Annotated in this window: 9 protein-coding genes and 1 pseudogene; 2 read left to right on the forward strand and 8 right to left on the reverse strand. The window is 65.0% G+C overall.

Going from position 1 to position 10,979, the window contains the following annotated elements:
• The first annotated feature begins 79 nt into the window (after nt 1-79).
• Entirely contained in the window at nt 80-1,408 is a 1,329-nt protein-coding gene (locus tag BVER_RS05200; RefSeq protein WP_050452370.1) for an FUSC family protein, read from the forward strand.
• An 8-nt stretch (nt 1,409-1,416) separates the two neighbouring features.
• Here the strand turns inward: BVER_RS05200 and zwf are convergent, their stop codons facing one another.
• The 6 genes and pseudogenes from zwf to BVER_RS05230 form a co-directional block, all read right to left on the reverse strand.
• On the reverse strand, nt 1,417-2,892 hold the full coding sequence (zwf, locus tag BVER_RS05205; RefSeq protein ID WP_050452371.1) for a glucose-6-phosphate dehydrogenase: 1,476 nt from the start codon (nt 2,890-2,892) through the stop codon (nt 1,417-1,419).
• 163 nt (nt 2,893-3,055) lie between these two features.
• Nucleotides 3,056-3,985, reverse strand: a complete 930-nt coding sequence (locus BVER_RS05210; protein ID WP_050452372.1) for a LysR family transcriptional regulator — start codon at nt 3,983-3,985, stop codon at nt 3,056-3,058.
• 70 nt (nt 3,986-4,055) lie between these two features.
• Complete coding sequence (locus BVER_RS05215) at nt 4,056-6,140, reverse strand: 2Fe-2S iron-sulfur cluster-binding protein (protein WP_050452373.1); 2,085 nt, start codon at nt 6,138-6,140, stop codon at nt 4,056-4,058.
• Between the two features lie 10 nt (nt 6,141-6,150).
• Nucleotides 6,151-6,769 (reverse strand): annotated as a pseudogene (locus BVER_RS05220) (glutathione S-transferase family protein).
• 133 nt (nt 6,770-6,902) lie between these two features.
• Nucleotides 6,903-7,115 carry a hypothetical protein gene (locus BVER_RS05225; protein ID WP_232316394.1) on the reverse strand — a complete coding sequence of 71 codons (213 nt, stop codon included), beginning with the start codon at nt 7,113-7,115 and terminating at the stop codon, nt 6,903-6,905.
• Between the two features lie 197 nt (nt 7,116-7,312).
• On the reverse strand, nt 7,313-7,495 hold the full coding sequence (locus BVER_RS05230; RefSeq protein ID WP_050452381.1) for a DUF1289 domain-containing protein: 183 nt from the start codon (nt 7,493-7,495) through the stop codon (nt 7,313-7,315).
• Between the two features lie 243 nt (nt 7,496-7,738).
• Here BVER_RS05230 and BVER_RS05235 point away from each other — a divergent pair, with 243 nt between their 5' ends.
• Complete coding sequence (locus BVER_RS05235; protein WP_083452045.1) at nt 7,739-9,772, forward strand: AI-2E family transporter; 2,034 nt, start codon at nt 7,739-7,741, stop codon at nt 9,770-9,772.
• A gap of 23 nt (nt 9,773-9,795) precedes the next feature.
• On the opposite strand, the gene BVER_RS05240 is transcribed toward BVER_RS05235, so the two are convergent.
• Both BVER_RS05240 and BVER_RS05245 read right to left on the reverse strand, forming a co-directional pair.
• Nucleotides 9,796-10,029, reverse strand: coding sequence for a hypothetical protein (locus BVER_RS05240; RefSeq protein ID WP_050452374.1), 234 nt, complete (start codon nt 10,027-10,029; stop codon nt 9,796-9,798).
• Nucleotides 10,030-10,158: 129 nt separating this feature from the next.
• Nucleotides 10,159-10,962 (reverse strand): 3-hydroxybutyrate dehydrogenase, encoded by an 804-nt coding sequence (locus tag BVER_RS05245; RefSeq protein WP_050452375.1) that lies wholly within the window; start codon nt 10,960-10,962, stop codon nt 10,159-10,161.
• Nucleotides 10,963-10,979 lie beyond the last annotated feature (17 nt).

Below are 10,979 nucleotides of genomic sequence, written 5' to 3' on the forward strand. Positions count from 1 at the left end.
TTCCGCTTGGCGGCGATGGCCGTTCGCGTCTAGTCTCGAATGAGACGACGAAATCAGACGACGAACGATTGCCCGAACGATGCCCTCGAACGAATCCTCGACAGACGCGCGTCCGATCGACGCTCATGGCGCGCCTTCAGCTTCCGCCCACGCCTGGACGCATACGCCGTCCGCCGCTTTCGATACGCTCGCCCACACGCTACGCGACGCCTTCACCTCACTCGGCCGCGAACTCGTCGCGATCAAACCCAGCGCGGCGCGATCGCGCTTCGCCACGCAGGCGATGCTCTCGGTCGCGCTCGCCGTGGCGCTGGCCTACGCGTTCAATCTGACCAACATCTGGTGGGCGGCGATCAGCGGCTTCGCGGTGATGCAGTCGAAGTTCAGCGCCTGCGCGCAACGCGGCGTGCATCGCGTGCTCGGGACGGTGGCGGGCGCGCTGCTCGGCGCGGTCGCGGGTCCGCTCATCGGCGATGTGCCGTGGCTGTTCGTGCCGCTGCTCGGCGTGATCGCGGGCGTATCGGTGTATCGCGCGCTTGTGTCGGACGCGGGCTACGCGTGGGTGCTCGGCGCGGTGACGTCGCTGATGGTGACGTTCGAGGCGCACCGGCTCGCGTCGGCATCGGCGACGGCGACCTTCGCGCTGTTGCGCGTCGGCGAAGTGATGGTCGGCACTTTCGCGTGCGTCGCGGTGTCGGCGCTGTTTCATGCGGGCGTGCAGCAGTATCGCAAGTCGCGCGGTGCGGCGACGATGCCCGAGGCGCAAGCCGCCGCGACGGCCGATCGCGTCGACGGGCGCAATCCGGTGACGGCGCAAACCGTGACGGTGATGCCGTCCGATGCGTCGCTCGCCGTGCAGACGCTCGAAGCCACGCATACGGCACGCGCGGAACAGGCCGCGCACGCGATGCGCAAGCGCCTCGCGTGGCAAAGCGCGTGGGCGGTGATGATCCTCGCGTCGCTCGCTTATGTGTGGGACTTGCCCGGCTTCGCGCAGGCGATGGTGACGGCGATTGCAGTCGTGATTCTGCCCGCATCGGCGTTGAGCCAGCCGACGCGCCGGCCGATCGTCACGCGGATGGTCCAGCGCCTGCTCGGCTGCGTGCTGGCCGGCGCGGCGAGTCTCGCGCTGCTGCCGCTCGTCGGCGACGATCCGCTCGCATGCATGCTCGCGCTATGCGTGGGCGTGTGGCTCGGCTGTCACGTACAAACCGGCTCGCAGGGCGCGAGCTACGTGGGACGGCAGTTCACCATCGCGTTTTTGATGGTGTTCGTGCAGGATCATCAGTGGTCGTCGGACCCGATGCCCGCCGCGATGCGCCTGGTCGGAATACTCGGCGGCATCGCGGTGCTGGCGGTGGTGATCGCCATCGGCACCGCGCGGACGGAGCGCCGCGCGATGCCGTAATCGCGGCATCAGTTCTCTTCGGCCCAGGCGAGATTCTCGCGCGCCATCAGCGCCGATGATGCCGCCGGTCCGAACGTCCCCGACGTATAGCCGCGCGGCCGGTCGTTCAGTTCTTTCCAGCCGTTGAGAATCGGCTCGACCCACGTCCACGCCGCTTCCAGTTCGTCGCGACGCATGAAGTGCGTGGGGCGGCCGCGAATCACGTCGATCAGCAGACGCTCGTAGGCTTCGGCGCGACGCTGCGTCATGGCCTGTTGCAGATCGAGATTCAGATTCACCGGTTGCATGTGCATGCCGCTGCCGGGTTCCTTCGCCATCATCTGAAGCTGGATGGACTCTTCCGGCTGCAAGGTGATGGTCAGGCGGTTGCCGTAATGACGCGGGCCGTCCGGGATGATCGAGAACGGCAGATCGGCGAAGTCGATGACGATTTCCGAGCGGCGGTTCTGCAGACGCTTGCCCGTGCGCAGGAAGAACGGCACGTTGGCCCAGCGCCAGTTGTTGATCTGCGCGCGCAACGCGACGAAGGTTTCCGCGCGGCTGTCGGCCGGCACGTTCGCTTCCTCGAGATAGCCCTTGACCGCCTCGCCGCCGACCGCGCCCGCCGTGTACTGGCCGCGCACGGTATCGCGCGCGATATCGGCGACGGTCATCGGACGCAGCGACTTGAGCACCTTGAGCTTTTCGTCGCGCACGGCGTCGGGATCGAGCGAGACCGGCGGTTCCATCGCGACGATGCACAGCAGTTGCAGCAAGTGGTTCTGCACCATGTCGCGCAGCGCGCCGGTGTGATCGTAGAAGCCCGCGCGGCTGCCCACGCCGACCGTCTCCGACACGGTGATCTGCACGCTCTTGATATACGGCGCCTGCCACAGCGGCCCGAAGATCGCGTTGCCGAAGCGCAGCACCATCAGGTTCTGCACCGTTTCCTTGCCGAGATAATGGTCGATGCGATAAATCTGCTCTTCCTTGAAGTGCCGGCCGACCGCATCGTTGATGGCGACCGCCGAGGCCAGATCGTGACCGAGCGGTTTTTCCAGCACGACGCGCGAGTGGGCATCGACGATGCCGGCTTTATCCAGGTTGTCGCAGATGGTCGTGAACAGTTCCGGCGACGTCGACAGATAGAACACGCGCTGCGAACCGGGGCGCACGGCTTGCGCCAAACGCTCGAAGTCCGAGGGATTTTCCACGTCGATGCGCACGTAATCGAACAGCGCGAGGAATTTGTCCCATTGCTGGGCATCGAAGGCGCTCGCGTCGATAAACTTGCGCGACTGCTCTTCCATGAAATTCTTCAGGTAATCCTCGCGCGTCCAGTCTTTACGGCCGATGGCGAGAATGCGCGTGTCGGCGGGCAGATTGCAGTGCGTGTGCGCCATGTACAGCGCGGGCAGCAGCTTGCGCGCCGCCAGATCGCCGCCGCCGCCGAAGATGATCATGTCGAGCGGACGCTCGTTGGTAGCCGAAGTTTGAGTCGTCATGGTGCGTGAGCCGTTGATGTTTCGGATGAGCCGATGCGCGCGGACCGGCACGATCGGTCGAGACGGTTATGTTGCATGGTTTGCCGACTTTTTGCACGGCGCATGCGCTAACGCCCGTTCGATTTCCGCAAGAAAGTGCGAACGTCGCGGCAGGCGCGCGTGTTTAGCGCGTATCGTGAAACGCGGGCGCGCCGTTCAGCGACTGCTCCGCGCGCAGCATCGCGACGGCGAGATCGAGGAACGCGCGCACTTTCTGCGTGACGTGCCGTCCTTCGCGATGCACGAGATGGATCGGCACGGGCGGCGGCGCGAAATCGTCGAGCACGCTGACGAGGCTGCCGTCGCTCACGTATTGCGCGATCTGATACGACAGCAGCCGCGCGATGCCGAAGCCCGCGAGCGCGGCGGTGATCGCCGAATCGTTGGTGGTGGTCGTGAGACGCGGATGCGTGCGCACCAGAATCTGCTTGTCGCCGTCGTGCAGCCGCCATTCGGCGGGCGCGGATGCGCCGGTATTGGCGATGATCGTATGGCCGTCGAGCAGATCGTCGGGATGTTTGGGCACGCCATGTTCCGCGAGATACGCGGGCGACGCGCACAGCACGCGCCGCACGCGTCCGACGGGAATCGCCTGCAAGGTGGAATCCGGCAATTGCGCGATCCGCACGGCGACGTCGATGCCTTCATCGACCAGATTCACGACACGATCGACGAACCAGCAGTTAACGTCGGCTTCCGGATAGCGCCGCAGATAGTCGAGCACGACGGGCGTGACGTGCAGGCGGCCGAACATGGTCGGCGCGGTCAGCGAGAGCAGGCCGCGCGGCGCGGAATGCGTGCCCGCGGCGGACAGTTCGGCATTGCCTATTTCGCCGAGAATGCGCCGGCAGTCCTCGAAATAGCCGCTGCCGGCATCGGTCAGACGGACGACGCGCGTCGTGCGCGTGAGCAGCCGCACGCCGAGATGCTCTTCGAGCTCGGTGACGACGCGGCTCACGACCGACGGCGACACCTCCATCTTGCGCGCCGCCGAGGCGAAACCGCCGGTCTCGACCACGGTGACGAAGGTCGCTATTGCCTGGAATCGGTCCATGTCGAAGCGCGAGAAAAGCGCGGTGTTGTCGATGCCCGTGCATTCTCGTGGATGCGGGACCGTGGCGCAATCACAGCTCCAGTTTCAGTTCCGTCGATCCATCCCCCTCCGCCGCCGGCACCGCACAACAAATCAACGCTTCGCCCTCGCCGACCTCGAACGCTGGCGCGCTCTTATACGACACCGCGCCCTGCACGATCCGCGTTCTGCACGTCCCGCAGGTTCCGCCACGGCAACTGAATTCCGCCGGGATATCCTGCGCTTCGGCAAGTTCGAGCAGCGTGCCGTTTTCCGGCTTCCACGGCACATCCTTGCCCGATTTGACGAACTTGACGACCGCTTCCGTCGCGGCAGGCTTTAAAGGCTTCGCTTCGATACCGCCGTCCGGCAAACGCACCAACGACGCCGGTCCGAACGCTTCCGCGTGCACGCGCGCATCGGCGATATTGAGCTTGCGCAGACCGTCGTAAAGCGCCTGCATGAACGCGCCCGGTCCGCACAGATAAAAGTCGTAGTCGTTGAAGGGCAGAAAGCTCGTCAACAGATCCATGTCGATGCGCCCGGACACGTCGTAATCGCGCTTGAATTCAGCGCCTTGCGGATCGCTCAGCACGCGCACGACCGTGACCGCGCCGCCCGCGCGTCGCACGAGTTCGTCGATCTCGTCGCTGAACGCGCGGCTCGCGAGCGTGCGCGCCGACACGATCAGCCACGTCGGACGCACGCGACGCTTGCGCAAGCTTTCGTAGACGATGTGCCGCAACATCGCGAGCATCGGCGTGATGCCGACGCCGGCCGCCAGCAACACGGCCGGACGCCGTTCCATCGCGTCGATCGTGAAGTCGCCGGCGGGCGCGCGCGCTTCGATCACGTCGCCGGTTTTCACGGCATCGTGCAGATGCGACGACACGCGTCCCTCGCGCTTCACGCTGATCCGCACCGCGTCATCGGACGGCGCGAGCGACAGCGTGTACGTGCGCAACGACGGCTTCGCGTCGCCCGGCAGCGTCACGCGGATCGGCAGATGCTGACCTGCCTCGTGCGGCACGATGCCCGCGCCGTCCGCCGGTTCGAGCCAGAAGGAACGGATCGCGTCGCTCTCGTCGACGATACGGCTCACGCGAAACGGCCGCCACGCGTTCGCCAGCTTCGCGGCCTTCAGGCGCTCGGCGGTCGCGTGCCAGTCGCCGGTCATCAGCGAATTCGGCGACCAGCCCGCGTCGCGAAACGTCCAGCGCAAGGGCAACGCGGCTTCGCGCAGCACGATGCGTCGCGGCGTGAAGCGCCACAGCCGTTCCGCGCCCTGAAACGCGGCGGTTTCGGGCGAATCGAGCAGCACGTCGGCATCGCCCGCGAGTTGCAGCATGTCGCCGGTTTCGAAGTCCGCGAACAACAGTCCCGCGCGGCCGTTGACGTGGATATTCCCCAGCGTGTTGAAGAACGAATTGCCCGCGAAGTCCGGCACGGTGAACGATCCGTCGTCGGCCACGCGCACGAAGCCCGCGCGTCCGCCGCGATGCGATACGTCCACCTGACGATGCCCGTCCTCGCGATCGAAATACGACGCGACGAAGAACGTATCCGCGCGTTCGATCATCGCGCGCGTGCGCGGCGTGAGCGCATCGGCGACGATCGGCTGCGCGGTCGACGGCTCGGCCGGATCGCGCACGAAAGCGAAATCGCGCAACTGGATGTACTGCGGGCAATTGCCGAAACTCTGTTCGACGGCCACGCGAAACGCATCGCCATCGCGCCGTTGCAGCACGCCGTTCATGCGATTGCGCCGCCGCGTATGAAGCTCGATGCCGAGCATGCCGATGGACGCGCCATCGTGCATGCCGGCGTCGGCGGGATCGAGCGGATCGCGCTTCACGGCGATGTCGAGCGTCACCGCGTCGGGCGTCCGCATGAAGCCGGGCTGGCCCGCGAGCATCGTCGCCCATGCGTTGCCGTCCGCATCCACGCTGCCGAACACGGCGAACGGCAATTGCGCGAAGAACTGCCGATGCTGCTCCGGCATGTAGTCGCGCACGACGCGCTTGCCGACTTCGCTCATGCGCGCGTCTGCGCCGATGCTCTTCTGCAACGCGATCTCGCCGCGATGCCAGGTCGACTGCGCGATGCCTGCGGGAAGGGAAGGAACGCGGGCGTTCATGATGTCGACCTCAGGCGGCCAGTCCGATCTTGGTCTTGCGGAATTCGACGAAGCGCGGCAAGGCTTCGACGCGACGCAGCCACGCGTTCACATGCCGATACCCCGACAGATCGACGTTGCCTTCCGGCGCGCTCGAAATATAGCTATAGAGCGCGATATCCGCGATGGTCGGATGCGTCGCGCCGATATCGGCGATCCAGTCGCGCGTCTGCAATTCTTCGTCGAGAATCTGCAGCACGGCATGCGCGCGCGATGACTTCGTCGGCATCGAACTTCGCGCCGAACACGGTGACGAGACGCGCCGCCGCCGGCCCGAACGCGATCTGTCCCGCCGCGACCGACAACCAGCGCTGCACGGCGGCGGCTTCGAACGGCGATTCGGGCAGCCATTGCGTGCTGCCGGACTTTTTCGCGAGATAGACGAGGATCGCGTTCGAATCGTCGATGACGTGCTCGCCGTCGACGAGCAGCGGAATCTGGCCGAAGCGATTCATCCGCAGATAGTCGGGCGTCTTGTGCTCGCGCGCGGCGAGATCGACCTCGACAGCTTCATGCTCGACGCCGAGCAGATGCAGAAACAGACGCGCGCGATGCGCGTGGCCCGACAGCGGATGGTGGTAGAGCTTCATGGCAAGGTCCGTTGGTGAGTAGCGTGTCGGCCGGGGACATCCCGGCTTCTGAAACTCAGTATGGAACCTTGCTCAGTGAAGTTGAATAGCAGGAAAAATCAAATGACTGTTCGCGTTGCGAGAACAGTGGCCGCTAATTCTGCTGCGGCACGTTGGCCTTATTGCCCGCGAGCGGTGCGCCGTAACCGCCGTTTCCGTCGTTATTCGGCAGGCCGTTGACCATCTGCGCGCGTGGATCGGTCGGATTAAGATTCAACTCGCCCGCCTGCACGTTGCCGTGCGACGGATACTGGCTGCCGACCGGCGCATTCGGCATGAGGCTGGTGCTGTTCTGCTGCGCGCTCATGTCGGTTTCCGGGCTCGGCGGATGCAACTGCGCAAAAGCCGCGGACGCCGCCAGCAGCGACGAAGCGAACACAACGGCGTGAAGCGAAAAGTGGCGTGTCATGGCTGACTCCTGAATAGACCGCACCGATTCAGTGTAGTCCCGCGCGGCAAAGGCCGTCGCGATCACCCTACCGCCGACCAGTCCAGCCTTTGTCGTTACTTCTTGCGCTTCTTCAGGTGCGCGTTGCGCTCGGCCCGTTCATCGATGATGCGCACGCGTTGCTTGTCCTTCAGTTTTTTCCATTGCTTGCATTCGTCCTTCGTGCGCAGACAGCCGATGCACAGCCCGGTCTTCTTGTCGAATTCGCAAATCTTGATGCAAGGCGATTCCACTCCCATGATCCGTCTTCCGTGATATCCGAGGATGATGCGGAGCAAATTTCGCATGCGCCATGCCCGCGCATCCAACTGATTGTTTCGATCAGCGCGATAGAGTCGCGGCGCATCCCGAAGGTTCTCACCTTGTATCGAACGGCATGTGCCTTGCTTATTAAACAAATGCATGGCAAAAGCGGGTCATGCAGACGTGGCATCATGCGTTTATCCGCGCCTGTCCCCGAAGTCAAAACGAGCGAGCCATCCATGCCGCAAGCCTCCGGGCCACGACGTTCCCCCGCAAAAATTTTGCCGCCCGAAGCGCCGGGTTTGCGCGCGCTCGCATCGCTGGTGACGGGCGTGATCGTCATCTGCGCACTGTACTTCGGTCGCGCGGTGATGATTCCGATTATCCTCGCGATTCTGTTGAGCTTCCTGCTCGCGCCGTTCGTCGACATGCTGCGTCGGCTGAAACTGGGGCAAGTGCCGTCGGTGATCGTCGCGGTGGCGGTGGCGCTGACCGTGCTGACCGGCGTCGGCGCGCTGATCGGCGCGCAGGTCGCGCAACTGGCGGGCGATCTGCCGAAGTATCAGGTCGCCATCGAGCGCAAGATCGACACCGTGCAGAGCCTGACCGTCGGACGCGCCGACGAGTTTCTCGGCCGCGCATCGAGCGCGCTGAAGCGGCTGTCGCCCGCGCGCGAGCAGGAGCCGCGCAAGGACGAGAACAGTCCGAGTTCGTCGCCGATCGATCAGCCGATGCCGGTCGAAGTGCACGAGCCGTCGCCGTCGCCGCTGGAACTGGCGCAGCGCTTTCTGTCGCCGGTGATCAGCCCGCTGGAGACGACCGGCATCGTGCTTGTCGTGGCGATCTTTATCCTGTTGCAGTGCGAGGATTTGCGCGACCGGTTGATCCGCCTGTTCGGTTCGCGCGACCTGCATCGCGCCACGACCGCGATGGAGGAAGCCGCGCGCCGCCTGTCGCGCTATTTTCTGGCGCAGCTCGGCATTAATCTGGGCGTGGGCATCGTCATTTCGATCGGGCTGGCGATCATCGGCGTGCCGGGCGCGTTGCTGTTCGGCGTGATGACCGCGCTGCTGCGTTTCGTGCCCTACGTCGGGACGTGGATCGCGGCGCTCGTCGCGGTGGTGTTCGCGGCGGCGGTCGGCCCCGGCTGGAGCATGCTGGTCTGGACGATGGTGCTGTTCGGCACGACCGATATCGTTGCCGGGCAAGTCGTGGAGCCGCTGCTGTACGGGCATAGCACGGGTTTGTCGCCGTTCGCGGTGATCGTCGCGGCGATCTTCTGGAGCTGGATCTGGGGGCCGATCGGCCTCGTGCTGTCGACGCCGCTGACACTGTGCCTCGTGATTCTCGGCCGGCACGTCGATCGCCTCGAATTCCTCGACGTGCTGTTCGGCGACCGGCCCGCGCTGACGCCTGCGGAGAATTTCTATCAGCGTCTGCTCGCCAACGATCCCGACGAAGCGCTGTTGCAGGCGGAATCGCTGCTGAAGGAGCGCTCGCTGATCGCCTATTACGACGAAGTCGCGCTCGAAGGCTTGCGGCTCGCGCATAACGACATGCTGCGCGGCGTGGTGACGGCGGACCAGTTGCGGCGCATCAACGAGTCGGCGCTGGATATCATCGAAGGCCTCGAAGATACCGACGATCTGCCGGTTCCCGTGCGTCAGCGCGAGGAATTGCCCGCGAGCTTCGAGTCGTCGGACGAGGCGACGCGCATGGCGCCGGAATTGCCGCCCGCGCATTTCGATGCCGTGAAGGAGGGCCACACGGCGTCGGTGCTGTGCATCGCGGGACGCAGCGAACTCGACGATCTCGCGGCGACCATCGCCGTGCAACTGTTCCGCAAGCACGGCCTGTTCGCGGACTTGGCGGGCTACGAGCGTTTCTCGCGCGGACGCTTCGGCGAGGTCGATCTGACGGGCGTGACGATCATCTGCGTGGTGTCGTTCGATGCAGCGGAGTCACCGCCGTATCTGCGCAATTTGCTGCGGCGGCTGCATCAGCGCGCGCCGGGCGCGGAACTGATCGTCGGACTGGTGTTCGCCGAAAGCGAATTGCAGGGCGAAGTGCTGGTGCGCACGAGTTCGGCGGCGGTGTCGCTCAAGGAACTGGTCGATGCCTGCGTGGCGGCCGCGCGCCGTCAGTCGACGGATGGCGTGCCGTGGGCGGGCCTGAGCGCCGCCGATGGCGAAGCCGCGCTGATCGGGCCGCCGGTGCCGGATGCATCGTCGGGAACGTCACGCAGCGACCTGCCCGAACTCGGCAACGCGTAACGACCGATGATGCCCGACTATGCTCAGCGATTGCCGTCGAGCAGATCGTTGAGCATGTTGTCGAAGGCGGCTTGCGCGTCTTCGAGTTCCTGCAGCGCGGCATCGAAAGTCTGAAGCGCGATCTGGCCGGGCCGTCCGTCGCCTTCGGGCGGAAACTGCTTTTGCATCGCCAGAAACGCGCTTTGTACCTGACGCGTCGCGTTGACGATACGTTCCATCGCCTGCGCTTCTTCTCCGCGATTCTTCTGAGCGGACATCGGAGCGCCTCCTGGTTGACAATGCTCCGATGGTATCAAGCGCGACGTCCGCGCACGCAGCATTGCAACGTTTAGTTTCATCTTGACCGACGATGCCGCGCGTTCACGCACGGCATCGCTTTTTTGCGATTACTGCGCGCTCCATGCGCCGTCGATCTTCAATTCCGCGCCGCGCATTTCGCTGGCGGCATCGGAGCAGAGGAACACGACGAGATCGCCGATCTGCTTGGTCGTCACGAACTGCGCGGACGGTTGTTTTTCGCCGAGCAGCTTGGCGCGGGCGTCGTCGTCGCTGATGGAATCGCGTTCGGCGATGGCGTCGATCTGCTTCTGCACGAGCGGTGTATGCACGAAGCCCGGGCAGATCGCGTTGACGGTGATGCCGGTGCGTGCGTTCTCGAGCGCGGCGACCTTCGTGAGCCCGATGATGCCGTGCTTCGCCGCCACGTACGCGGACTTGCCGACCGAGCCGACCAGCCCGTGCACCGACGCAATGTTGATCACGCGACCCCAGCCGCCCGCGCGCATGACGGGCAGCGCGGCGCGCATCGCGTGGAAGGCCGAACTCAGATTGATGGCGATGATCGCGTCCCAGCGATCGACCGGAAATTCATCGATGGTCGCGACGTGCTGGATGCCCGCGTTGTTCACGAGCACGTCGATGCCGCCGAAGGTTTCGCGGGCGAAGGCGATCATCGTTTCGATTTCGGCGGGCTTCGTCATGTCCGCATTGTGATGGACGGCGCGCACGCCGGTCGCCTCGATCTGCGCGAGCGCGCCGTCGACATCGCCGAAGCCGTTGAGCACGAGATTCGCGCCCGCATCGGCCAGCGCCGTGGCGATGCCCAGCCCGATGCCGCTCGTCGAGCCGGTGACGAGTGCGGTCTTGCCGGCGAGCGGTTTCGATGCGGTCGAGGTTGCGGTTTGAGTCATGAGGCGGGGTCCTTTGG

It is taken from the genome of Candidatus Burkholderia verschuerenii (genome assembly GCF_001189365.1).
GTDB classification, from domain to species: Bacteria; Pseudomonadota; Gammaproteobacteria; order Burkholderiales; family Burkholderiaceae; genus Caballeronia; species Caballeronia verschuerenii.

Excerpts from the sequence above, each read along its gene's own strand:
- BVER_RS05200 (WP_050452370.1), top strand. The coding sequence starts at position 80 with ATGCCCTCGAACGAATCCTCGACAGACGCGCGTCCGATCGACGCTCAT.
- zwf (WP_050452371.1), bottom strand. The coding sequence starts at position 2,892 with ATGACGACTCAAACTTCGGCTACCAACGAGCGTCCGCTCGACATGATC.
- BVER_RS05210 (WP_050452372.1), bottom strand. The coding sequence starts at position 3,985 with ATGGACCGATTCCAGGCAATAGCGACCTTCGTCACCGTGGTCGAGACC.
- BVER_RS05215 (WP_050452373.1), bottom strand. The coding sequence starts at position 6,140 with ATGAACGCCCGCGTTCCTTCCCTTCCCGCAGGCATCGCGCAGTCGACC.
- BVER_RS05225 (WP_232316394.1), bottom strand. The coding sequence starts at position 7,115 with ATGAGCGCGCAGCAGAACAGCACCAGCCTCATGCCGAATGCGCCGGTC.
- BVER_RS05230 (WP_050452381.1), bottom strand. The coding sequence starts at position 7,495 with ATGGGAGTGGAATCGCCTTGCATCAAGATTTGCGAATTCGACAAGAAG.
- BVER_RS05235 (WP_083452045.1), top strand. The coding sequence starts at position 7,739 with ATGCCGCAAGCCTCCGGGCCACGACGTTCCCCCGCAAAAATTTTGCCG.
- BVER_RS05240 (WP_050452374.1), bottom strand. The coding sequence starts at position 10,029 with ATGTCCGCTCAGAAGAATCGCGGAGAAGAAGCGCAGGCGATGGAACGT.
- BVER_RS05245 (WP_050452375.1), bottom strand. The coding sequence starts at position 10,962 with ATGACTCAAACCGCAACCTCGACCGCATCGAAACCGCTCGCCGGCAAG.